General features: G+C 64.0%; 19 protein-coding genes and 1 tRNA gene. 10 read left to right on the plus strand and 10 right to left on the minus strand.

Going from position 1 to position 24037, the window contains the following annotated elements:
- Nucleotides 1-27 precede the first annotated feature (27 nt).
- On the plus strand, nt 28-1707 hold the full coding sequence (locus tag MRBLSP13_RS05225) for a putative bifunctional diguanylate cyclase/phosphodiesterase (RefSeq protein ID WP_363753143.1): 1680 nt from the start codon (nt 28-30) through the stop codon (nt 1705-1707).
- An 11-nt stretch (nt 1708-1718) separates the two neighbouring features.
- Here MRBLSP13_RS05225 and dapE read toward each other — a convergent pair whose 3' ends face one another.
- Nucleotides 1719-2879: a succinyl-diaminopimelate desuccinylase gene (gene dapE, locus MRBLSP13_RS05230; RefSeq protein ID WP_363739420.1), complete on the minus strand. Its 1161-nt coding sequence runs from the start codon at nt 2877-2879 to the stop codon at nt 1719-1721.
- A 208-nt stretch (nt 2880-3087) separates the two neighbouring features.
- Between dapE and MRBLSP13_RS05235 the strand changes: the two genes are divergently transcribed.
- The gene (locus MRBLSP13_RS05235; protein ID WP_363739422.1) at nt 3088-3531 is read left to right on the plus strand and encodes a cupin domain-containing protein; all 444 of its coding nucleotides are present in this window, start codon (nt 3088-3090) and stop codon (nt 3529-3531) included.
- Between the two features lie 20 nt (nt 3532-3551).
- On the plus strand, nt 3552-4559 hold the full coding sequence (locus tag MRBLSP13_RS05240) for a S66 peptidase family protein (protein ID WP_363753146.1): 1008 nt from the start codon (nt 3552-3554) through the stop codon (nt 4557-4559).
- 11 nt (nt 4560-4570) lie between these two features.
- Here MRBLSP13_RS05240 and MRBLSP13_RS05245 read toward each other — a convergent pair whose 3' ends face one another.
- The 4 genes from MRBLSP13_RS05245 to MRBLSP13_RS05260 all read right to left on the minus strand — a co-directional run bounded on the left by MRBLSP13_RS05245 (nt 4571) and on the right by MRBLSP13_RS05260 (nt 6195).
- Nucleotides 4571-4909 carry a hypothetical protein gene (locus MRBLSP13_RS05245; RefSeq protein WP_363753149.1) on the minus strand — a complete coding sequence of 113 codons (339 nt, stop codon included), beginning with the start codon at nt 4907-4909 and terminating at the stop codon, nt 4571-4573.
- Between the two features lie 37 nt (nt 4910-4946).
- Nucleotides 4947-5123 carry a hypothetical protein gene (locus tag MRBLSP13_RS05250; protein ID WP_166666373.1) on the minus strand — a complete coding sequence of 59 codons (177 nt, stop codon included), beginning with the start codon at nt 5121-5123 and terminating at the stop codon, nt 4947-4949.
- A 104-nt stretch (nt 5124-5227) separates the two neighbouring features.
- Nucleotides 5228-5722 carry a vgr related protein gene (locus MRBLSP13_RS05255; protein WP_363739429.1) on the minus strand — a complete coding sequence of 165 codons (495 nt, stop codon included), beginning with the start codon at nt 5720-5722 and terminating at the stop codon, nt 5228-5230.
- Entirely contained in the window at nt 5719-6195 is a 477-nt protein-coding gene (locus tag MRBLSP13_RS05260; protein ID WP_363753152.1) for a copper chaperone PCu(A)C, read from the minus strand. Before MRBLSP13_RS05260 ends, MRBLSP13_RS05255 begins: the two co-directional genes overlap by 4 nt.
- 177 nt (nt 6196-6372) lie before the next feature.
- Between MRBLSP13_RS05260 and dnaK the strand changes: the two genes are divergently transcribed.
- Together dnaK and dnaJ are read left to right on the plus strand one after the other, a co-directional pair.
- Nucleotides 6373-8271: a molecular chaperone DnaK gene (gene dnaK / locus MRBLSP13_RS05265; protein WP_363739433.1), complete on the plus strand. Its 1899-nt coding sequence runs from the start codon at nt 6373-6375 to the stop codon at nt 8269-8271.
- 129 nt (nt 8272-8400) lie between these two features.
- Nucleotides 8401-9528, plus strand: a complete 1128-nt coding sequence (gene dnaJ, locus MRBLSP13_RS05270; protein ID WP_363753155.1) for a molecular chaperone DnaJ — start codon at nt 8401-8403, stop codon at nt 9526-9528.
- A 60-nt stretch (nt 9529-9588) separates the two neighbouring features.
- Here dnaJ and MRBLSP13_RS05275 read toward each other — a convergent pair whose 3' ends face one another.
- The 3 genes from MRBLSP13_RS05275 to MRBLSP13_RS05285 form a co-directional block, all read right to left on the minus strand.
- On the minus strand, nt 9589-10869 hold the full coding sequence (locus MRBLSP13_RS05275) for an APC family permease (RefSeq protein WP_363739436.1): 1281 nt from the start codon (nt 10867-10869) through the stop codon (nt 9589-9591).
- A gap of 146 nt (nt 10870-11015) precedes the next feature.
- The gene (locus MRBLSP13_RS05280; protein WP_363739437.1) at nt 11016-12818 is read right to left on the minus strand and encodes an acyl-CoA dehydrogenase C-terminal domain-containing protein; all 1803 of its coding nucleotides are present in this window, start codon (nt 12816-12818) and stop codon (nt 11016-11018) included.
- A 36-nt stretch (nt 12819-12854) separates the two neighbouring features.
- Nucleotides 12855-13262, minus strand: a complete 408-nt coding sequence (locus MRBLSP13_RS05285) for a MerR family transcriptional regulator (protein WP_363739438.1) — start codon at nt 13260-13262, stop codon at nt 12855-12857.
- A gap of 140 nt (nt 13263-13402) precedes the next feature.
- Here MRBLSP13_RS05285 and MRBLSP13_RS05290 point away from each other — a divergent pair, with 140 nt between their 5' ends.
- The 5 genes from MRBLSP13_RS05290 to MRBLSP13_RS05310 all read left to right on the plus strand — a co-directional run bounded on the left by MRBLSP13_RS05290 (nt 13403) and on the right by MRBLSP13_RS05310 (nt 19324).
- Entirely contained in the window at nt 13403-13819 is a 417-nt protein-coding gene (locus MRBLSP13_RS05290; protein WP_363739440.1) for a DUF2946 family protein, read from the plus strand.
- Nucleotides 13820-13859: 40 nt separating this feature from the next.
- Nucleotides 13860-15905, plus strand: coding sequence for a TonB-dependent receptor family protein (locus MRBLSP13_RS05295; RefSeq protein ID WP_363753158.1), 2046 nt, complete (start codon nt 13860-13862; stop codon nt 15903-15905).
- Between the two features lie 92 nt (nt 15906-15997).
- Nucleotides 15998-17620 carry an NAD(P)/FAD-dependent oxidoreductase gene (locus MRBLSP13_RS05300; protein ID WP_363753161.1) on the plus strand — a complete coding sequence of 541 codons (1623 nt, stop codon included), beginning with the start codon at nt 15998-16000 and terminating at the stop codon, nt 17618-17620.
- Between the two features lie 510 nt (nt 17621-18130).
- Nucleotides 18131-18523: an energy transducer TonB family protein gene (locus tag MRBLSP13_RS05305; protein ID WP_363753164.1), complete on the plus strand. Its 393-nt coding sequence runs from the start codon at nt 18131-18133 to the stop codon at nt 18521-18523.
- A 432-nt stretch (nt 18524-18955) separates the two neighbouring features.
- Nucleotides 18956-19324 carry a thermonuclease family protein gene (locus MRBLSP13_RS05310; RefSeq protein ID WP_133653376.1) on the plus strand — a complete coding sequence of 123 codons (369 nt, stop codon included), beginning with the start codon at nt 18956-18958 and terminating at the stop codon, nt 19322-19324.
- A gap of 70 nt (nt 19325-19394) precedes the next feature.
- Here the strand turns inward: MRBLSP13_RS05310 and MRBLSP13_RS05315 are convergent.
- Nucleotides 19395-19468 (minus strand) — tRNA-Gln (locus MRBLSP13_RS05315).
- Nucleotides 19469-19702: 234 nt separating this feature from the next.
- On the minus strand, nt 19703-23959 hold the full coding sequence (gene rpoC, locus MRBLSP13_RS05320) for a DNA-directed RNA polymerase subunit beta' (RefSeq protein WP_363739447.1): 4257 nt from the start codon (nt 23957-23959) through the stop codon (nt 19703-19705).
- Nucleotides 23960-24037 lie beyond the last annotated feature (78 nt).

The following is a 24037-nucleotide window of genomic DNA, read 5'->3' on the forward strand; positions in this document are numbered from 1 at the left end:
CGACGGGCTGGCAGGGCAGGGAGGCACATGCAGGGCGTGACATTGACGAGCCGCGCCACTGCCTTCGCCTGCGCCGCGGGGGCGCTGGTGTTCATCCTGTCGCTGGTCCTGGGCCAGGGGCAGGCGACCGACATTGGCGGCATTGGCCGCTCCCTCATCATCGCGATCCTGTGCGGTACGCTGAGCTGGGCTTCCGCGCGCCGGACCGTGGCGACGACCGCGATCGCGATCGATGGTGCGACGGAGCGCCTGCTGGCCGCGGCGCATGGCGACCTGCAATCGGACGTGCCGCGCGAGATCGGCCTGGAGCTGCCTGACCTGTCGGTGGCGATGGAAAGCCTGTTCAGCCAGGTCCGCACCAACCTGGACCATGTGCAGGCGCTGGCCCTGTTCGATCAGGTGACTGGCCTTGCCAACCGCGCCAGCTTTTGCCGGCAGGTCGAACGCCTGCTGGCCGAGCGCAGCGAAGAAGGGCTGGCGGCACTGTTCTTCATCGATCTGGACGGGTTCAAGGGGGTCAACGACACGCTGGGCCATGCGGCGGGCGACCAGTTGCTGGCGCGTGTCGCGGGGCGCCTGCGCGAAGTCGCCATGGCGCAGGCGAGCGCGGGTGCGGGCGATTGCCTGATAGGCCGCCTGGCAGGCGACGAATTCACGCTGTTCGTGCCCAGCCTGGCCGACCTGGACAGTGCCGGGCGCATCGCCCGCGCCATCCAGTTCGCGCTGCGGGAACGCTTTGACCTCGGCAGCCAGCATGTCGACCTTGGCGCCTCGATCGGCGTCGCCTGCTATCCCGAGCATGGCGACACTCTGTCGGCGCTGCTGCGATCGGCCGACATCGCCATGTATCATGCCAAGCGTCAGGGCCGTAACCGCGCGGAGATGTTCACCGCCGAACTGGCGCTTGAAGCGGCCGACCGCGCCGAACTGGAACGCGACCTTTTGCTGGGGTTGCAGCGGGAGGAGTTCCTCCTCGAATTCCAGCCGCAGATCGAGATCGGCAGTGGTCGGGCAATCGGGGCCGAAGCGCTGGTCCGCTGGGCGCATCCGGAACGCGATCTGGTGATGCCCGGCTCTTTCGTGCCCGTGGCGGAGGAAAGCGGCGCCATTGTGGCGCTGGGCGACTGGGTCATGGGACGAGTGTGCGAGACGGCGGCGCGTTGGGCGCGGGCCGGGGTGAGGCAGCGGATCGCCATCAACATCTCTTCCCGCGAGCTGAGCCAGGCCGATTTCTTCATGCGCCTGCGCCATGCCATCGACGCGCATCAGGCGCCGGCGGTCATGCTGGAGCTGGAGATCACCGAATCGCTTGCGATGGAGATGAAGGCGCGGACGCTGGACCAGATCGGCGCCCTGCGGCGGGAGGGCGTGCGCATCGCCATCGACGATTTCGGAACCGGCTATTCCAACCTGTCGCGCTTGCGGGAGTTGCCCGTGGACCGGGTGAAGATCGACCGCTCGCTGGTCCGCGACATCGCCGTTTCGGCCGAAGCGCGCACGATCTGCAGTGCGGTCGTCGGGCTGATCCAGGGATTGGGCATGGAGGTGGTTGTCGAGGGCGTGGAGACCGAGGCGCAGATGGAAATGCTGCGCGTGATCGGCTGCACGCTGTTCCAGGGCTACCATCTGGCGCGGCCGATGAGGGAGGAGGATTATCTCGCCCGTTTCGCCATAGCTTCGCCGGTGGCCAGGGCAATTTCAAGCTGACCCTCAAGGGCTCATGACTGGGCGGGCGTCCCGGTCGCCAGCGCGCGCATGGTGACCAGCCGGTAAATCTCCGTCAGGTCGCGCAGATCCGCCAGAGCCACCGCTTCGTCCAGCTTGTGCATGGTTGCGTTGTTGAGGCCGAATTCGACCACGGGGCACAGGCGCGAGAGGAAGCGGGCGTCGGACGTGCCGCCGGTAGTCGACAGTTCCGCCACCACCCCGGTCACGTCGCGGATCGCGCCAGCAACCATGTCGGACAGCATGCCGGGTTCGGTCAGGAAGGGTTCGCCGCTGATCTTCGCGTCCACCCTGCCGCCTTCGGCCGCGGCGATGGCGGTGATGCGGTCGACCAGTTCCGCGCCGCCATGTTCGTTGTTGAAGCGGACGGAGATGCGGGCCTGCGCGGCGGCGGGGATGACATTGGTGGTCGGGTTGCCGACATTCAGGTCGGTGATCTCTATATTGCTCGCCTGGAACCAGTCATTGCCCTCGTCCAGCACCAGAGCGTCGATGGCGGACAGGATGCGGATCAGGCGGGGGATCGGATTGTCGGCCAGATGCGGATAGGCGACATGGCCCTGCACGCCGTCGACATGGATCCACATGTTGACTGATCCGCGCCGGCCGATCTTGATGACGTCGCCCAGTCGCCGGGAGGAGGTGGGCTCGCCCACCAGGCACAGGTCGGGGCGCAGCCCATGGGCGGCCATCCGGTCCATCAGGGCCAGAGTGCCATGGACAGCCGCGCCTTCCTCATCGCCCGTGATGATCAGGCTGATCGTGCCGGGCAGGTCTTCGGGCAGGTCATGCAGAGCGGCGACATAGGCGGCGATCGCACCCTTCATGTCGACGGCGCCGCGCCCGTAAAGCAGGTCGCCCCGTATCTCTGGCGTGAACGGATCGCTCGCCCAGCCATTGCCCGGCGGAACCACGTCCAGATGCCCGGCAAAGGCAAAATGCCTGCCCGGCCCGGTTGTCCGCCACGCCAGCAGATTTTCTACCGGTCCGTCCGGTGCCTCTCCCGCCAGGAAGCGGTCGATGGTGAAGCCCAGGGGTTTCAGCATCGCCTCCAGCACCGCGAACACATCCCCCGTGGCGGGCGTCACGGACGGACAGGCGATCAGTTGTTCGGCTATGTCGATGGATCTGGCATCGGCGCTGGTCTTGCTCATGGGGTTGCGTTAGAGCATTTTGAAGCTGTCTGGAACAGACAGCGGCTCGCAAAATGCGTTAGAGACCAGCGCGCATTTTGAAGCTGTCTGGAACAGACAGTGGCTCGCAAAATGCGTTGAAGGCCGACGCGCATTTGAAGCTGTCTGGAATGGGTGCGAGGCGCGCATGCATAGGATGCAAGCGGCGCTGCCGGCAGGAGGATATGTCATGCCCAAGATTGACCTGGCGGCCGTCGAAGAGACCAATCGAACGGGCTATCCGCCGGTTTATGCCGGTGCGGTCGCCGGGCGGTGGGTGCGCAAGCTGGGCCCCGTGACCGGCCTGTCCGATTTCGGCATCAGCCATGTGGTTCTGAAGCCCGGTGCGGCATCATCCCAGCGGCACTGGCATGAGGATGAGGACGAGTTCGTCGTCATGCTGAGCGGGCAAGCGGTGCTGGTCGAGGAGGGAAGCCGCACGCCGCTGCACGTCGGCGATATGGCATCGTTCCCGAAGGGCGAGCCCAATGGTCATCAGCTGGTGAACGAAAGCAGCGAGGATTGCGTGTTCCTTGCCGTTGGGCGCGTTCCACTGGGGGATGCGCATTATCCCGACATCGACATGCAGTGGGCCGGGGGCACCTATCGCCGCAAGAATGGAAGCGTCTTTTGAGGCTGGACCGCAGGGGTTTGATGGCCGTGCTGGGCGCCGCGATGGCAGCGCCCGGTGCCGTGGCCGCATCCGCCGCGGGCCCGGTGAAGCCGCCCCGGCTTCGTCCGGGAGACAGTGTCGGCCTGATCGAACCGGCAGGTTTTACCGACGACGCCTTCGACCTCGACCTGGTCAAGGAAACGATCGTCGCCATGGGGCTGGTGCCCAGGCCCGCCAGGCATCTGGTCGATCGTTACGGCTATCTGGCCGGGACGGATGCGGAGCGGGCCGCCGACGTCAATGCGATGTTCGCCGATCAGCAGGTGCGAGCGGTGTTCGCCACGCGCGGCGGATGGGGCTGCGCCCGCATCCTGCCCCATCTCGACTTCGCGACGATCCGGGCCAATCCCAAGCTGCTGGTCGGATTTTCCGACATCACGGCGCTGCATCTGGCGTTCGCGGCGCGGGCCGGTTTCGTCACGATCCACGGGCCCAATGCCGCGAGCAGTTGGCCGCGCTTTTCCTGGGATGCCTTTCGCGCCGTCGCCTTCGACGGGGCGACGCCGTTGATGGCCAGTCCAGAGGGGCATGAAGACAGGCTGGTGCAGCGCAGCGGGCGCATATTGACGTTCCGCGGAGGGAAGGCGAGCGGGCGGCTGCTGGGCGGGAACCTGACTGTGCTGTCGACGCTGATGGGAACGCCGTGGCTGCCTGATTTCGACGGAGCGATCCTGTTCATCGAGGATGTGAGCGAGCAGCCCTATCGGATCGACCGGATGCTCACCCAACTGGCGCTCGCCGGCGTGCTGGGCAAGGTGGCGGGCGTCGTGTTCGGGCAATGCACCGATTGCGGCCCGAGCGGCGCTTCCTATGGCGGATTTACCCTGACGGAGGTGTTGCAGCAGCATCTGGCGCCCCTTGGCGTTCCGGCCTTCCAGGGTGCGCTGTTCGGCCATGTCGCCAGCCAGTTCAGTCTGCCGGTGGGCTGCCGTGCGGAGATCGATGCCGATGCGGGTACGATCCGGCTGCTGGAGCCGGCAGTCCGATAATAGAAACACCATCAGGGCCGGACATAGGCGCCACGGCCGTCCGGAGGAACGAGCGACCTGTCCTTGATCTTCAGGACAAGCGTCTCGAAGCCTGGTTCGGGTACATCCTTCGTCTTTTCGGAGGTGAGGATGACGGATCCGTCCTTTTCGGCCCATCGACCCTCCGCGAACAGATCAAGCGCGCCATAGGCCAGATACCATTGGAAACGGCCGTCCGGGCGGAGCATCAGTTCCGAGCCGGTCTCCATCACCCCGTTAAGATAATAATGACCTGCCCACCGGGACTCTTGCGCCAAGGCCGGTCCGGCAAGGAAGACCGCGAGGGGCAGGAGGGCAGTCAGGACGCGCATCCGGCGATGATATAGCAGGATGAAGCGGCCTGAAAGACTACCAGGCGCGGGGACTGTGCCCGACGCGACGGGAGACCTGCTGCTCTATCTCGTTGAGCTGGGCCTGGCTGAGGACGCCTGAAACCAGCAGCTTGCGCATCAGCTCGTCCACCAATGCTGCTAGAAAGTGGAGCTCCGCCCGTTCGGACAGAGTGTCGTTGCTGTCGACCTGCATGGCTTGCTCTCCGCGCAAAAGCCTAATTTTAAAAGAGAAGGCGACAGGGGACAGGGCGTGGGGATGCAGCATGTCCCCCTTTGAAGGCGGTCTGGCGTTTATGGTTAAGAATACGATCGGCCGATCCTGTCATTCCCTTCCCCTGCGAACGGCAGCAGCGCTTCATAGGTCGCCAGCGGCGGCTTGCCTTCCACGCGAATCCCGCGCCGCATGAGGAAGGCGTGCCGCACGATTTCCGCCTGCTGTTCCAGGCCATAGCGGCGAAAGGGCCTGCTCGGCACAATCTCATAGTCATAGCGGCAAAAAGGGTGGCGCATCAGCGGCAGATACCATCTGCCGCCCTGTTGCGCCTGCCAGACATGGGTCATTTCATGGATGAAATGACCCTGGATGTGTAGCGGACTATCGCAGAAATCGGCGCAGAACAGGCCGCTTTCCGGATGGAACCAGAGGTTGCCGTCGGGCGCCATGGTGACTTGCCGCGGCTGAAACGGCCACCATTTGCGGTTGTGCACGCGTACGCGCCGATAGTCGATGGCGGCGGCGAAAACCGACCGGGCGAGGGCGGCTTCCGCCTCGGTCAGCGGGCGCCCGGTCAATGCGCGTCATGCTCCTTCCCTTGGGGAGCGGGGGCGGGCGCGGCGCCGCCGGGCTTCTGGATGATGGCGTCGACCAGCAGGCGGTCGCCATTGGCGAGCAGGAAGGTGAGCGTCATCTTGCCGCGGCTGATGGCCGTGTCGTTGACGCCCCAGAGCATCAGATGCTTGCCGCCCGGCGCGAAGGCGACCTTGGATTTTGCCGGTATGGGAACGCTGTCGAGCGGCTTCATCGTCATTTTTCCGCCCTCGCTCATGCTCTCATGCATCTCGACCTTCAGCGCATAGTCCGTGAGCACGCCGCGCAGCGCCGTATCCGCATCACCACCATGGGCGACGAAATAGCCGGAGGATGGCGTGTCCTTGTTGGGGCTGAGCCGCACCCAGGCCTGGTCGACATAGGTGGGCGCGGGGTCGCCGCAGGCGGCGAGGGCCAGAGGGGCGGCAAGGGCGATCAGGGGGTAAAATGCGCGCATGGGCAATGGCTTTCTTGATGTCCCGTTTCCGGTCGTTTCCCAGAGGTAATCGTCACAGCTTCTTGTGCCAAGCAAAAGCGCGCCTATATCCCTTGCGCAAACGCCCTTGCCTTGGCGCTTTCGTGAGGTATGGGGCCGTCAACCGCTGAATATGATTTGGGGTTCAAAGAGGACACAATGGCAAAAGTAATCGGTATCGACCTGGGCACCACCAACAGCTGCGTTGCTGTGATGGATGGCGGCAAGCCCAAGGTTATCGAAAATGCGGAAGGTGCGCGCACGACGCCCTCCATCGTCGCCTTCACCAAGGATGGCGAACGACTGATCGGCCAGCCCGCAAAGCGTCAGGCCGTCACCAATCCCGACAATACGGTCTTTGCGGTGAAGCGCCTGATCGGCCGCCGTTTCGACGATCCGATGACCAAGAAGGACATGGAGCTGGTGCCATACAGCATCGCCAAGGGTCCCAATGGCGACGCCTGGGTCAATGCCGGCGGCAAGGATTATTCGCCCTCGCAGATTTCCGCCTTCACCCTGCAGAAGATGAAGGAAACCGCCGAGAGCTATCTGGGCGAAACGGTCACGCAGGCAGTCATCACCGTTCCCGCCTATTTCAACGACGCCCAGCGTCAGGCGACCAAGGACGCCGGCCAGATCGCGGGCCTGGAAGTTCTCCGCATCATCAACGAGCCGACCGCGGCCGCGCTCGCCTATGGGCTGGAGAAGCAGGACGGCAAGACCATCGCGGTCTATGACCTTGGCGGCGGCACCTTCGACATCTCGATCCTGGAGATCGGCGACGGCGTGTTCGAGGTGAAGTCGACCAATGGCGACACCTTCCTGGGCGGCGAGGATTTCGACGCCAAGCTGGTCGAGTTCCTGGCATCCGGCTTCCAGAAGGAAGAGGGCATCGACCTCACCAAGGACAAGCTGGCTTTGCAGCGCCTGAAGGAAGCAGCGGAAAAGGCGAAGATCGAGCTGTCTTCTGCGCAATCGACCGAAGTCAACCTGCCCTTCATCACCGCTGACCAGAATGGTCCCAAGCATTTGGTGAAGAATATCACCCGCGCCGATCTGGAGCGGCTGGTGGCCGACCTCATCAAGCGGACGATGGAGCCTTGCAAGAAGGCGCTGGCTGATGCCGGCGTATCCGCGAGCGAGATCAGCGAAGTGGTGCTGGTTGGCGGCATGACCCGCATGCCCAAGGTGCGCGAGGCCGTGAAGGACTTCTTCGGCAAGGAACCGCACACCGGCGTGAACCCCGACGAAGTCGTCGCCATGGGCGCCGCCATTCAGGCGGGCGTGTTGCAGGGCGACGTCAAGGACGTGCTGCTGCTGGACGTGACCCCGCTGTCGCTGGGCATCGAGACGCTGGGTGGCGTGTTCACCCGCATGATCGACCGCAACACCACTATCCCGGCCAAGAAGTCGCAGGTCTATTCGACCGCCGATGACAATCAGCAGGCGGTGACGATCCGCGTGTTCCAGGGCGAGCGCGAAATGGCGGCGGACAACAAGCTGCTCGGCCAGTTCGACCTGGTCGGCATTCCCCCTGCACCGCGCGGCGTGCCGCAGATCGAGGTGACGTTCGACATCGACGCCAACGGTCTGGTCAATGTCCATGCCAAGGACAAGGGCACGGGCAAGGAACAGCAGATCCGCATCCAGGCTTCGGGTGGCCTTTCGGACGCCGACATCGACCAGATGGTCAAGGACGCCGAGCGTTTTGCCGAGGAAGACAAGAAGAAGCGCGAATCGGCCGAGGCGAAGAACAATGCCGAGAGCCTGATCCACACCACCGAGCAGCAGCTTTCCGAGCATGGCGACAAGGTGGATGCCGGCCTGAAGTCGGAAATCGAGACCGCGATCGCCGCGACCAAATCGGCGGTCGAGGGCGGCGACGCTGAAGCAATGAAGGCGAAGGCGCAGGAACTGGCGCAGGTCGCGATGAAGCTGGGCCAGGCCATTTACGAGAAGGAGCAGGCGGCTGCGGCTGCTCCGGGCGCGGACGCGCCGAAGGCGGATGACGATGTCGTCGACGCTGAATTCTCCGAAGTGGACGATAACAAGGCGTAAGCTGATGGACGCTCGCCGTCATTCCCGCGCCAGCGGGAATTCATCTCCCAAACATCGCCCCGAGCGTATAGGTTGGAAGATGGACCCCCGTTTTTGCGGGGGTGACGGTGACATGCCGTCGGGGGCGATATGACGACCGAAGTTGATTATTACGAACTGCTCGAGGTCGAGCGCACGGCCGACTCGGCCACGATCAAGAGTGCCTATCGCAAGCTCGCGATGAAATATCACCCGGACAAGACCGGGGGCTGCACCGACAGCGAGGCGAAGTTCAAGGCTGTTTCCGAAGCCTATGAATGTTTGAAGGATCCGCAGAAGCGCGCCGCCTATGACCGCTTTGGCCATGCCGCGTTCCAGAATGGCGGCGGCGGTTTCGGTGGCGGGCGCGGCGGCGGCGGCTTTTCCGACCTGGGCGATATTTTCGAGACGATTTTCGGCCAGGCTGCCGGTGGCTTTGGTGGCGGGCGGCAGGCTCAGCGGCGCGGGGCGGACCTGCGCTATGACATGGAAATCACGCTGGACGATGCCTATCACGGCAAGAAGACCGAGATCGAGATCGAGGTTTCCGCCGCGTGCGAAAGCTGCGAAGGTTCCGGCGCGCAGCCGGGCACCGGCGTCAAGAGTTGCGGCACCTGCCATGGTCATGGCCAGGTGCGGGCGCAACAGGGCTTCTTCGTGGTCGAGCGGACCTGCCCGTCCTGCCATGGCGCGGGGCAGGTCATCGAAAGTCCCTGCCGGAGTTGCCGGGGAGAGGGGCGGGTGGACCGGCCCAAGACGCTGTCGGTCAACATTCCGGCGGGCGTCGATGAAGGCACCCGCATCCGCCTGTCAGGCGAAGGCGAGGCCGGAGCGCGGGGCGCGCCGTCCGGCGATCTCTACATCTTCCTGCATGTGAAGCGGCATGCGATCTTCGAACGGGACGGGACGACGCTGTTCGCCCGCGCGCCGGTCAGCTTCACCACGGCCTCGCTGGGAGGCGTGATCGAAGTGCCGGGCCTTGACGGCCAGCGGCATGAGATCAAGATCCCCAGCGGCATCCAGTCGGGCAAGCAGATCCGCCAGCGCGGCGCGGGCATGCCGGTGTTGAACGGGCGTGGGCAGGGCGATCTGGTGATCCAGGTCGATGTCGAAACGCCGACCAAGCTGACGGCGAAGCAGCGTGAATTGCTGGAGGCGTTCCGCGAGACGGAAACGGGCGAGGAATGTCCGCAGTCGACAGGCTTCTTCAGCAAGCTCAAGGAATTGTGGGGGGACTGAGTTCTTCCCCGTCCTTCAGGGAGGAGGGTCGCTGCAAGGGCGGCAGCATGCGCGCTTGATTCAGGCGCGTTTCCTCCCCTCACGCCGCGCCCAGGCGTAAAAGGGAAATCCCGCTGCCATCAACAGGAAGCTGGCGCCGCTCGGCACCGGTCCCGCGCCCCATAATGTCCAGAGCGCATAGGCAAGGCCCAGCAACGCCGCCGGCACCACGAGCCGGAACCTGAGCGCGGCCAGCGCGCACCCGACATAGAGCCAGAGCGTGGCCGAAGTCGACAGCAGCGCCATCGCCGTGAACAGCGCGACCAGCCCCTGCAAACTGTTGGCGATCAGCATCAGCGTCCCGACCGCGCAGGACAGCAGCAGCGCGCGGACCGGCGTGCCCGAACCGTTCGTTCCTGCAAGCCATCGCGGCAATTCGCCGCCTCGCGCCATCGCCAGCGGCACTTCGCCCTGCAATAATGTCCAGCCATTGAGTGCGCCCAGGCAACTGATCGTGGCGAAGACAGCGATGAATCCCGCTGGCCCCGCTGACCAGTAATGCGCGACATAGGCTGCAAAGGGAGAGCCGGACTGGCTTTCGGCCGCAGGTAGGGTGAGGGCGATGCCGGAGCAGACCAGCAGGTAGATGAGCCCGGTGATCGCTGTGCCGAGCATCGTGGCCCGTGGAATGGTCCTGGCGGGGTCGCGTACCTTGTCGGCCGCGACACTCGCGGATTCGAAGCCCAGCAGTGCCCAGAGCGTGAGCGCAGCCGAGGCGGTGATGCCGGCGCTGGTGAAGCCTTGCGCCGGGAATGGCGCTATCTCCGCCCGCCCATCGCCCAGCGTGACTGCGAGCAGGACCAGCACGACTGCGATCGGGATCAGCTTGATCGCGGTGGTGGCGAGTTGGGTGGCACCTGCCGCCCGCGCGCCGATCAGATTGATGCCGGTCGTCGCCCAGAGGAAGCCGATGGAGGTAAGCGCCCCCATGCCGGGCCGGTTCAGCGCCGGCAGGATGCTGCTGAGATTGGCGGCTGCGGCAACGGCTATGGTGACATTGGTGAAGATCACCGAAATCCAGTAAATCCACCCGATCGCAAATCCGGCGGGGGGGCCGTAGGCACGGGTGATGAACTGAGCCGTGCCGCCGACATCGGGCATCAGCACGGTGAGCCGCGCGACGACATAGGCGAGAAGCAGCGATCCGGCGATGGTGAATATCCACCCCGCCACGGCATCCCAGCCGAACGGTGCGAGTGCAGCCGGGAGCAGGAACACGCCCGATCCGATCATATTGCCCATCACCAGCGCAATACAGGCGGGAAGACCGAGCGTTCGGTTCGCCGTAGGAGGCCCGTTCACGAAGCGGCTCGCTGCATCATCCGCCTGTTGATGGGCTTATGCAGTGTCACGTGCAATGGGATAACGCAGCAGATCGCCTTCAGGAGCTTGCCCTCTTCTCCTGAAATCGATCTGCGCGGCGGCCCGAACCTTGCCTGGCGTAAAGATCAGGCGGCCAGGAACATTTCCGGATCAAGCGCCATCAGGCTGTCGGCGCCACCCTCGATCTTCCGGCGGAGCGCGCCGGCGTCCGGCATGATGCGTTCCGCGAAGAAACGGGCGGTCACCAGCTTGGCCTCCATGAACTTGGCGTCGCCTTCGCCAGCCGCCAGCAGGGCCGTCGCGGCCCTGGCCATGCGCAGCCACATAAGGCCCGTCGCGACGATGCCCACGATGTGCATGTAATGCACCGCGCCCGCCCCGGCATTGTCTGGGTTCTTCATCGCGTTCTGCATCAACCACATGGTCGCCGCGCCAAGCTGTCCGCTCGCCTTCTCCAGTGCTTCGGCAATGGGGGCGAGCTTTTCATCGCCCTTGGCCTGCGCCACTTCGTCCGCGACGATCTTGAGGAAGGCCTGAAGCGCGCGACCGCCATTCATGGGCAGCTTGCGCCCGACAAGGTCCATCGCCTGCACGCCGTTGGTGCCCTCGTAGATCTGGGCGATGCGGGCGTCGCGGACATATTGTTCGACGCCATTTTCCCAGATGTAGCCATGGCCGCCGAATACCTGCTGCGCCACGACGGTGACGTCGAAGCCCTTGTCCGTGCCATAGCCCTTGATCACCGGGGTCAGCAGTTGCACCAGGTCGTCGGCGGCCTGGCGCTCCTCCTCCGTGGCGGCCTGATGCGACAGGTCGACCTGAAGCGCGCCCCACAGCATCAGGGCGCGCAACCCTTCGGTCAGCGCCTTGCCTTCCATCAGCATGCGGCGGACATCGGGGTGGACGAACAGCGTGTCGGCCTTTTCCTGCATGTCCTTGGGTCCGGTCAGGGCGCGGCCCTGGCGGCGGTCATGGGCGTAGGCGGCGGCGTTCTGATAGGCGATCTCCGCCTGGCCCAGGCCCTGCAGGCCGACGCCCAGCCGCGCGGCGTTCATCATGATGAACATGGCGGCGAGACCCTTGTTCTCCTCCCCCACCAGCCATCCGGTCGCGCCGTCATAGTTCATGACGCAGGTGGCGTTGCCGTGAATGCCCATCTTGTGTTCCAGCGACCCGCAGGAGACGGCATTGCGATCGCCCAGGGTTCCATCCTCGTTCACCAGGAATTTGGGCACGACGAACAGCGATATGCCCTTGCTGCTGTCGGGCGCGCCCGGGGTCTTCGCCAGGACGAGGTGGATGATGTTTTCCGCCAGGTCGTGCTCGCCCGCGGAAATGAAGATCTTGGTGCCGCTGATGGCGTAGCTGCCGTCGGCATTGGGAACGGCCTTGGTCTTGATGAGGCCGAGGTCGGTGCCCGCATGCGGTTCGGTCAGGTTCATCGTGCCGGTCCACTGGCCCGACACCATGTTGGGGACATATTTCTGCTTCAGTTCATCGCTGCCCTTGGCGAGCAAGGCGGCCACGGCGCCGCTGGTCAGGCCATGGTACATTTCGAAACTGTGGTTGGCGGACAATATATATTCGCTCACCGCCGTCGCCACGACATGGGGCAGCCCCTGGCCGCCATATTCGACCGGCGCATTCAGAGTGGTCCAGCCGCCGCCCACATAGGCGTCAAAGGCTGCCTTGAAGCCGGTCGGTGTGCTGACGCTGCCGTCCGGGTGGCGGGTGCAGCCCTCCTTGTCGCCCACTGCGTTCAGCGGGAAAAGAACTTCGGCGGCGATCTTGCCGCCTTCGGTCAGGATCGCATCGACCAGATCGGCGGTCGCATTTTCGAAGCCGGGCAGGTTGGTGTAGCGGTCCAGCCCCACAATGTGGTCGAGCACGAAGCGGGTGTCGCGAATGGGGGCGGCGTAGCTGGGCATGGATCTTCTCCGGACGATTCTGTTCTGGTGAGCGGATTATTTGTGAAGGACGGATACGAACTGGGACAGTTCCGCTATCGCAGCGTCGATGTCGTCTTTTTGCCTGGTCAGCAGGGCGATGCGCGCCTCGCACTTGGCGATGGTGACGCGGCGCTGTTCCTCATGTTCCTCATCCGCATCATAAAGGTCGATCATCTCGCGAATGTCGGACAGGCTGAAGCCGACCCGCTTGCCGCGCAGAATCCAGGCCAGGCGGGCACGGTCGCGTCGCGAATAGATGCGGGCAAGGCCGTGTCGTTCCGGCGCGATCAGCCCTTCATCCTCGTAGAAGCGCAGGGCACGGGCGGTGACGCCGAATTCGTCCGACAGGTCCGAGATGGTATAGCTTTGCCGATCGCTGTGATCGGGAAGCTCGATACCGGCGATAGTGGTGCGTTTGTCCATGGCGGCTGGTGTAGCGTCGCTTTACGTTTACGTCAAGGTGAGAGCGATATCCGGGTGATCAAAACCGATCGTCCCTGCCTGGGCGCTTGGCTCTTTTGTCCTAGTGACAGGGCCAGCCGCTGCCGCTAGGGGCTTGTGCCGTGATGGGGGCAGTCAGACGATCGGAAGGGGCAAGGCGCCTGTTGGCGGCGCTGGCTCTGCTCGTGCTGGCGATTCAGCTTGTGGCGCCCTCCGGTTTCATGCCGATGCGGACCGAAAGCGGCGTGGTGGTGACGCTTTGCACCGGGCAGGGCGCGGTCAATGTCGTGGTCGAACGGGCCAGATTCGACCGGAACGACACGTCGGGCAGGCATCGCCCGGATGACGGCGCACCGGGCCAGCAGCATTGCCCCTTCGCCGCATCGGTGCAGCCGCTGGTCCCGCCCCTGGTCCTCGCCGATCTGCCGCTGCCTGCCTGGCAATTGGCTTTCGGGGCGATCGCCTTTGCGCTCAAGACCGGGCTTATCGCCCGGCTGGCTGCGCCTCCACCGCCGTCCTCGGGGCCGCCCGTTTATTGAAAATCCGTCATTTTCCGGGATTTTCAACAAGGGTTTCTTCATGTCAGTCTTTTCCGTTTCGCGCGGCGTTTCGCTGTGCGCGCTCGCCTGTTCCCTGTCCGCTCCTGCCTTGGCCGAAGAGGCCGAGCAGAGCCGGATCATCGTCACCGCCAGCCCCGTCGTCGCGGAAGCCGCGGCGAAGGTCGTCCGCACGCCCGGCGGCGTGGACGTCGTCCCGGCGGAAGATTTCGAGGACAAGCTCGCCGTCTCCCTGCGCGACGCGCTGAGCTTCTCGCCCGGCGTCTATACCCAGCCGCGCTTCGGGCAGGAGGTGCGCATTTCCATTCGGGGGTCCGGCCTGTCCCGTGGCTATCATATGCGGGGCCTGACGCTGTTGCAGGACGGCATTCCGATCAACATGGCCGACGACAATGGCGACTTTCAGGAATTCGACCCGCAGGTCTTCCAGCATCTGGAGGTCTATCGCGGCGGCAATGCGCTGCGCCTGGGAGGATCGACGCTGGGCGGCGCCATCAATGCCGTGACGCCGACCGGGCGGACGGCGCCGGGGGCGGAAGTCCGGCTGGATGGCGGCTCGTTCGACACGCTGCGGGCGAAGGCCGCCTATGGCTATGCCGATGAGCGGGGCGATGCCTGGGCCGCCGTGACGGGGGACCGATCGGACGGCGACCGCGATCATGGACGGCGCCGGGCGCTGCGCTTCAACGGCAATGTCGGGATCAAGCTGACTGACCGCGTGGAGACGCGCTTCTACGCCAGTGCACAGACAATCCGGCAGAAGCTGTCGGGTGCGCTCAACGAAAGCGACGCGCTGAACCATCCGGCGAAGGGCAATTTCGCCGGGGATCAGGCGCGCAATATCGATTCGATCCGTTTGCAGAACCGCACGACTGTGGCGCTGGACGGCGGCGAGCTGGCGTTCGGCGCCTATTATAATGCGAAGGCGCTGGACCATCCGATCTATCAGGTAGTGGACCAGAAGTCGGAGGATCGCGGTGTCTTCGCCAGCCTTGATCTGGCGGGTGACCTGGGCGGGATGCCGGTCGAGCTGACATTGGGCGCGCAGGCACGCTTCGGGCAGGGCCGGTTCCGGCAGTTCGTCAATGTGAACGGCAGGGCGGGTGCGCCGACATCCTATCAGAAGGCGCGGGCGCAGACGATCAACAGCTATGGCGAGGCGCGGATCGCGCCAGTCGCCGGGCTGTGGCTGATCGCGGGCGGCATCTATACCCATGGCGAACGGCGGCTCGACAACCGCTTCGCTCCGGCGCGGAGCGGGGATGCGTCGTTCGACGCCTTCGCGCCGAAATTCGGGCTGCTGTTCGAGCCGGGCAAGACGATGCAATTTTATGCCAATTACAGCCGGTCGGTCGAATTGCCCGGCTTCATCGAACTGGGGCAGACGGCAACGGGCGCAGGCGGGGTGCTCTTGCCCGGCTTCACGCCCCTCGATCCGCAGAAGGCATGGACGGCGGAAATCGGCACGCGGGGCACGCTGGGCATCGCGCATTGGGATGTCAGCCTCTATCGCGCGGACCTCAGGGGCGAGATGCTGCAATATAATGTCCAGGCGGGGGTGATCCCGTCATCGACCTTCAACGGCGGCCGGACGCGGCATCAGGGGATCGAGGCGGGGCTGGACCTCGATCTGACGCCTTGGGCGCGGCTGCGGCAGGTCTATCAGTATAGCGACTTCCGTTTCCGGGGCGATGCGCAGTTCGGCGACAACCGCCTGCCGGTCGTGCCGCGCCATTTCTATCGCGGAGAATTGAGGCTGGGGACGGAAACGCTCAGCATTTCGCCAGCCGTCGAATGGCTGCCGCAGGGGGCGTGGGTGGACTATGCCAACAGCAAGCGGGCCGGGGGCTATGCGACGCTGAACCTCGGTGCGCAGGCGGAGGTGAAGAAGGGTGTGACGCTGTTCCTTGACGCGCGCAACCTGACCGGGGAGCGGGCGATCGGGGATATCGGAGCAGTGGTTCGCTACGTGCCGGACAATCCCGCGACCCCTGCGAACGAAGGCAGCGCTGCCTTCTATCCAATCGAGCGGCGCGCCATTTATGGCGGGGTGCGCGCCCGCTTTTAAGAGGCTCGTCCTTCCGGCGCGGGCGGGAATGGCGGGGTCAAGCATCTTAAGAGCACTGGAGCCGACTCGGTAAATAGGTTTAGGGGCGTTCCATGTTGCGCCTGTCCGGACTGAAACTACCCCTCGACCATCCTGCCGAGGCGATGCCCGCCGCCATTTGTGAGCGGCTGGGCCTCGCCCCGCAGGGACTGCTGCGCCATGTGGTGGTGCGCCGGGGCAATGATGCGCGGCGCAAGAATGCGATCCTGCTCGTCTACACCGTCGACGTCGAACTGGTCGACGAGGCGGGCGTGCTGGCGCGTTTCGCGAAGGATCAAGACATTCGCCCGCGTCCGGACACGGATTATAAATTCGTGGCCAGTGCGGCGCCCGGCTGGTCGGGCAAGCGGCCCGTCGTGATCGGCGCGGGACCGTGCGGCCTGTTCGCGGGCCTCATCCTGGCGCAAATGGGATTTCGGCCGATCATCCTCGATCGGGGCAAGGTGGTGCGGGAACGTACCAAGGACACCTGGGGCCTGTGGCGCCGGGCCGAACTCAATCCCGACAGCAATGTGCAGTTCGGGGAGGGCGGCGCGGGGACTTTTTCCGACGGGAAGCTCTATTGCCGGGTGAAAGACCCGCGCTTTCTGGGCCGCAAGGTGCTGGAGGAATTCGTTGCGGCGGGCGCGCCGGACGATATTTTGACCGAAGCGCACCCGCATATCGGCACCTTCCGCCTGGTTTCGATGGTGGAATCGATGCGGCGGCAGATCGAGGGGCTGGGCGGTGAATATCGCTGGCAGCACCGGGTCGACGAACTGGAACTGGAGCGGCAGGCGGACGGCACGCAGAAGCTGCGTGGGCTGCATCTGGCGGACGGCAGCTTCATCGAGGCGGACCATGTCGTCCTGGCGGTCGGCCACAGCGCGCGCCCGACCTTCGAAATGCTCCATCGCCGGGGCGTGCATATCGAGGCGAAGCCTTTTTCCATCGGCGTGCGGATCGAGCATCCGCAAAGCTGGATCGACCGGGCGCGCTACGGCAATTGCGCTGGGCATCCGGTGCTGGGCGCCGCCGCCTACAGCCTGGCCCATCATTGCGCCAATGGGCGGACGGTCTACAGCTTCTGCATGTGCCCCGGCGGGCGCGTGGTGGCGGCGACTTCCGAGGAGGGGCGCGTCGTCACCAACGGGATGAGCCAATATTCCCGCGCGGAGTTCAATGCCAATTCGGGACTGGTCGTCGGCATCGACCCGGAACGCGACTATCCCGGCGGGCCGCTGGCGGGGATAGAATTGCAGCGCCATTGGGAAAGCATGGCCTTTGTCGCGGGCGGCGAAAGCTATCATGCACCGGGACAGACCGTGGGCGATTTCCTGGCGGGCCGCGCCTCTACCGGATTGGGGGAGGTCATCCCCTCCTACAAGCCGGGAGTCACCATGACCGACCTGTCGCGCTGCCTGCCCGAATTCGCGCTGGAGGCATTTCGTGAGGCAATTCCCGCCTTCGGCCGACAGATTGCGCGCTACGACCATCCCGATGCGGTGATGACCGGGGTCGAGACGCGCACCTCCTCCCCCATCCGCATCACGCGGGGCAAGGATTTTCAGAGCCTCAACGTGGCGGGTCTTTATCCCGCCGGAGAGGGGGCAGGCTATGCGGGCGGCATCCTTTCAGCGGCCATTGACGGCATCAAGGTCGCGGAAGCGGTGGGGATGAGCATCGCCTCCGACTGATGTGCATGTTCCTGCCTGCACAGGGGCCCGCCATGCTGATTTTTTCCAACAGGGCGGCCGTGCCGGCGGCTGCGGCGGCGTTGGAAGCTGCTCTGTCTCCTGAAAAGGCTGCGCCGCTGCGGCGCGGAGGGAGTCGAGTCGCTGGCCCAACGCTTCTTCCCTCACGTCAAAACCGATAAATGACAGGGGGTTGACGGAAATCCACGCCAGCGCCGGGAGCGATCTCCAGACGGGCCTGATGAAGGCCAATGTTGAAATATTTCCTATGCTGATGAGAATGAAGATTTATCTTCATTACACAAATTGCGTATTTTGTAATATATAGCTTCACGCATCTTTCGGTCATCAGATACGACCGCAGTCGCAATCCAACATAGCATTATACCAGCAGAGGAGGCCCCTATGCGTGCCAGATATTTGGTCCTTTGCTCGTCCTTGCTGCTGTCGACAGGGGTGAGTGCCAGGCAGCCGGGCGATCAACTTACCGTCATTGCGTCCCCGGAAAAGGAGATGAGCTATGAAAAATGGCAGGACCGAACCGCAAACCGCCTGACCGGCAGCATTCGCCGGGCCGCCGATCAGAGTTTCGATCGTTCCGCGACTGGCTATGCCCGGGTCGAGTTTCGCCTGGATGAACTGGGGCGGCCGCAAGCCGTCTCGCTTGCGCAGCCTTCGTCGTCGCGGGCCGTCGATCGCCTGTCGCTGCGCGCCGTCAGGGCGATGGGGCGGCTGACGCCCTTGCCGCCGCAGATTGCAGGGAATTCGCGGTTTGAAGCATGGATCATCGTCGCCAACGATATGTGGCAACGCGATGATATGTTGAACCGGCTCCGCACCGATCACCACGCCCGGATGATGGCGCAGGCGGGCGGCGACCGACCCGTCCTGATTGCGTCGCGCTGAACGCCGCCCTTTCCCCCGGATGGCGTGGCAAGACGCGGACTGGAAGAGCGGTTGGGTGTGGCGTGGTTCGGCCGGCCCGCAGACATGCTTCTTCGCTCTTCCAGTTTCCTCCGTGCACCTGGAATCCAGATTCGCTGCGGGCTAAATGCCTGCCGTCGATGCCGCTCCCTGGCGCAAATTCCGTACCACCATGAATGGTCCGCGACCGGAAATTCCGATATTCTGTATCGGAACGGAACATATTCATTTAAAATGATAAAATAGAATGGAATATCGAGTATAAGCAGGGAGATGGTTCGGGCTTGGGATTGTTGACCGAAATGTGGCGGGCGGATGATTTCAGAAGCAGGATCGCCCTGTTATTGGCAGCCGCGGCGGGGAGAGCATGAGCGGTAAGCCGGGCGTTGCCGTTGACGGCGCGTGGTTCGGCCGATGATTGCTGCGCTGTTCTTTGCCTCAGCCCTGACGGTGGTGGATGGCGGCACGCTGCGCGTCAACGGCGAACCGATCAGGCTCCTTGCCATTGAGGCTCCCGACATCATCAACCGATGTCGCAAGCGGAAAGCCTGCCCGCAGGATAATTCCCGGCAAAGCAGGGAAAGCCTGAAGCGCGCATTGCGCGATCCCATCACCATCGTCCCTGTCGCGCGCGACGCCTATGGGCGCACGATCGCCATCGTCTATGCCGGAGGACTCAACATGTCCTGCGAACAGGTCCGCAAGGGCATGGCGGTCTACAGATCCTCATGGGACGTGGGACGCCGCCTGGCCAGGGAATGCCGGTTCCTGAAAAGGCATTGACCGGCTCGGGCGTCCTTTGAGGCCAAAGCCGGGCACCTTTTGCGGTCAGTCGAGGATTTGGAGGAAAGTCTGGATGCCCGACAAGGATTCGAACCTTGATTGACGGAGTCAGAGTCCGCTCTCTTACCATTAGAGGATCGGGCATCAGGATGAGCCATCGGCTCACCGGAGAGGCGCAAATAGGCGGCGATTCTGGATTGGTCAAGAGGATTTGCGACCGGCATCCCGGACAATTGCACAGCCTGCAATGCGGCATGTGCAAAAGAAAACCCGCCGGACAGGCTGTCGCTTCCGGCGGGCTCTTCATCAATCCCTGACGGGTTAGGAAGGACGGGGCTCGCTACCTGAACCAGGAAGCGGGCCCCTATTTCAACGCGCTTATTCCATGTCCTCGGTGGTGAAATCCTCACCCTGGACGACAGCCAGCGGATCGTCGCCGATGGCGGCTTCCGGGCCCTGGCGCAGTTCGGCGGCATGCTCTTCGGCGGCCGTCTTCGGTGCGATCAGGTCGACCTGGCTGGAAGCCCGCAGCGCGGCGCGCATTGCCGCGTCGCGCGACGATGCGGCGACGCGCATGCGGTTCATGCCAGCGCCCGTACCCGCCGGGATGAGGCGGCCGACGATGACGTTTTCCTTGAGGCCCACCAGCGTGTCCTTCTTGCCCTGGACCGCCGCTTCCGTGAGGACGCGGGTGGTTTCCTGGAAAGAGGCCGCCGAGATGAACGAACGCGTCTGGAGCGAGGCCTTGGTGATGCCGAGCAGCACCGGCTTGCCAGCGGCGGGCGCGAAGCCCGGCTGGAGCTTGGCGTTGATCTCGTCCATTTCCTCGCGGTCGATCTGCTCGCCCACCAGCAGCGTGGTGTCGCCGGACTCGATGATCTCGACCTTCTGCAGCATCTGACGAACGATCGTTTCGATGTGCTTGTCGTTGATCTTCACGCCCTGCAAGCGATAGACTTCCTGGATTTCCGCGACCAGATATTCGGCCAGCGGCTCGATGCCGAGAACTTCCAGAATGTCGTGCGGATCGGGCGAACCGCCGATCAGATTGTCGCCGCGCTTCACGAAGTCGCCTTCCTGAACGTCGATCACCTTGCTCTTGGGGATCAGATATTCGACCGGCTCGCCGCCATCCTCGGGATTGATGGCGATCTTGCGCTTCGCCTTGTAATCCTTGAGGAACTGAACGCGGCCCGACACCTTGGCAATGATCGCATTGTCCTTGGGCTTGCGGGCTTCGAACAGTTCGGCGACGCGCGGCAGACCACCGGTGATGTCGCGGGTCTTCGCAGCTTCGCGAGAGACACGCGCCAGCACGTCACCGGCCTGCACCTGAGCGCCGTCATCGACCGACAGGGTTGCGCCGACCGCGAGCATGTAGCGCGCGGCTTCGCCCGACTGATCGTCGAGCAGGGTGAGGCGGGGACGCAGATCCTCCTTGGTGCGGGCGGAACCACGATGCTCGATGACGACGCGCTGGGCAATGCCGGTCGCTTCGTCGGTCTGCTCGGTCAGCGTCTTGTTGTCGATCAGGTCGACATACTTAACGATGCCCGGCTTTTCCGTGATCACCGGCATGGTGAACGGATCCCACTCGGCAAAGCGTTCGCCCTTCTTCACGGTATCGCCATCCGCAAACAGGATGGTGGCGCCGTAAGGCAGGCGGTGCGTTTCGCGCTCGCGGCCTTCGGAGTCGATGATCGCGATCTCGCCGTTGCGGGCAAGCGACAGGCGACGGCCATTCTTGTCGGTGATGGTCGGCATGTCCCGCAGTTCGATCGTACCGTCGGCCATCGATTCAAGGTTCGACGTTTCATTGAAGTTCGCCGCGCCGCCGATGTGGAAGGTACGCATGGTCAGCTGCGTGCCCGGTTCACCGATGGACTGCGCCGCGATGACGCCGACCGCTTCACCGATATTGACCGGCGTACCACGGGCGAGGTCACGGCCGTAGCACTTGCCGCACACGCCCATCCGGCTTTCGCAGATCAGCGGGCTGCGGATCTTCACGGCCTGCGTGCCGATCGCTTCGATCTGGGTGATCATCGCTTCGTCGAGCAGGGTGCCGATGGGGATGACGATGCTGCCATCTTTGGTGTCGACAATGTCCTGCGCCGTGGTGCGGCCCAGGATACGCTCGCCGAGCGAGGCGATGACCGAACCACCCTGAACGATGGCCTTCATCTCCAGCGCCTTTTCGGTGCCGCAATCTTCCTCGACGATCGTGCAGTCCTGCGACACGTCGACCAGACGGCGGGTCAGATAACCCGAGTTCGCCGTCTTGAGCGCGGTGTCGGCCAGACCCTTGCGGGCGCCGTGGGTCGAGTTGAAGTACTCAAGGACGGTCAGGCCTTCCTTGAAGTTCGAAATGATCGGCGTTTCGATGATCTCGCCCGACGGCTTGGCCATCAGGCCGCGCATGCCGGCAAGCTGCTTCATCTGCGCCTGCGAACCACGGGCACCCGAATGCGCCATCATGTAGATGGAGTTGATCGGTGCCATGCGGCCGGTTTGCGGATCCTTGGGCTGGGCGCGGATCTCGTCCATCATGGCGTTCGCAACCTGGTCGCCGCAACGGCTCCAGGCGTCGATCACCTTGTTGTACTTTTCCTGCTGGGTGATCAGGCCGTCCTGATATTGCTGCTCATAATCGGCCACCAGCGCCTTGGTTTCGTCAACCATTGCAGTCTTCGAATCCGGGATCACCATGTCGTCCTTGCCGAAGCTGATGCCGGCCTGGAACGCGTGGCGGAAGCCCAGCGCCATGATGGCGTCGGCGAACAGCACCGTGTCCTTCTGGCCAGTGTGACGATAGACCTGGTCGATGACGTCACCGATTTCCTTCTTGGTGAGAAGGCGGTTGACAACGTCGAAGGGCACCTTGTGGCTCTTGGGCAGGCATTCGCCCAGCAGCATGCGGCCCGGCGTCGTTTCGAACCGCTTCATATACTGGTTGCCGGCTTCGTCGGTCTGCGGGACGCGGCTGATGATCTTCGAGTGCAGCGTCACGGCCTTCGCATAGAGCGCCTGATGCACTTCCTGCATGTCGGCCAGCAGCATGCCTTCGCCCGGCTCGCCTTCGCGCTCCATGGACAGGTAATAGATACCCAGGACCATGTCCTGCGACGGCACGATGATCGGCTTGCCGTTGGCGGGGCTGAGGATGTTGTTGGTCGACATCATCAGCACGCGCGCTTCCAGCTGCGCCTCAAGGCTCAGCGGCACGTGGACGGCCATCTGGTCACCGTCGAAGTCGGCGTTGAAGGCCGAGCAGACGAGCGGATGAAGCTGGATCGCCTTGCCCTCGATCAGCACGGGTTCGAACGCCTGGATGCCGAGGCGGTGGAGCGTCGGCGCGCGGTTCAGCATCACCGGGTGCTCGCGGATCACCTCGTCCAGGATGTCCCAGACTTCCTTGCGTTCCTTCTCGACCCACTTCTTGGCCTGCTTCAGGGTCATGGACAGACCCTTGGCGTCGAGGCGGGCGTAGATGAAGGGCTTGAACAGTTCGAGCGCCATCTTCTTGGGCAGGCCGCACTGGTGCAGCTTGAGTTCCGGACCGGTCACGATGACCGAACGGCCCGAATAGTCGACGCGCTTGCCGAGCAGGTTCTGACGGAAGCGGCCCTGCTTGCCCTTGAGCATGTCGGACAGCGACTTCAGCGGACGCTTGTTCGCGCCGGTGATGACGCGGCCGCGACGGCCATTGTCGAACAGGGCGTCGACGGCCTCCTGCAACATGCGCTTTTCGTTGCGGACGATGATGTCCGGCGCGCGCAGTTCCATCAGGCGCTTCAGGCGGTTGTTGCGGTTGATGACGCGGCGATAGAGGTCGTTCAAGTCCGACGTCGCGAAACGGCCGCCGTCCAGCGGCACCAGCGGGCGCAGTTCTGGCGGGATGACCGGCACGACGTCCAGGATCATCCATTCGGGACGGTTGCCCGATTCCAGGAAGCTCTCAACCACCTTCAGGCGCTTGATGATCTTCTTGGGCTTCAGTTCCGACTTGGTGACGGCCAGCTCGTCCAGCAGCGCCTGCTTCTCGCCCTCAAGGTCGAGGTCCATCAGCATCTGCTTGACCGCTTCCGCGCCGATGCCGGCGGAGAAGGCGTCTTCGCCATATTCGTCCTGCGCGTCGAGCAGCTCGTCTTCGGTCAGAAGCTGGAACTTCTCCAGCGGGGTCAGGCCCGGCTCGGTGACGATGTAGGATTCGAAATAGAGGACGCGCTCAAGCTGCTTGAGCTGCATGTCGAGCAGCAGGCCGATGCGCGAGGGCAGCGACTTCAGGAACCAGATGTGCGCGACCGGCGCGGCCAGTTCGATATGGCCCATCCGCTCGCGGCGGACCTTCGACACCGTGACCTCGACACCGCACTTTTCGCACACGATGCCCTTGTACTTCATGCGCTTGTACTTGCCGCACAGGCACTCATAGTCCTTGATCGGACCGAAGATGCGGGCGCAGAACAGGCCGTCACGTTCGGGCTTGAACGTACGATAGTTGATGGTTTCCGGCTTCTTGATCTCGCCGAAGGACCAGCTGCGGATGCGCTCCGGGGAGGCGAGGCCGATCTGGATCTGGTCGAAGGTTTCCGGCTTCTGGATCGGATTGGCGAAGTTCGTCAGTTCGTTCATATCTCAAGTCCCTCTAGAGGGTAAAATTCTGTGGCGAGGACAGGGGAGGGCACTGTCTTCGGGAGACGGCGCCTGGCA

Origin of the sequence: Sphingobium sp. LSP13-1-1.1 (assembly GCF_040676415.1) — a bacterium.
Taxonomy (GTDB): domain Bacteria; phylum Pseudomonadota; class Alphaproteobacteria; order Sphingomonadales; family Sphingomonadaceae; genus Sphingobium.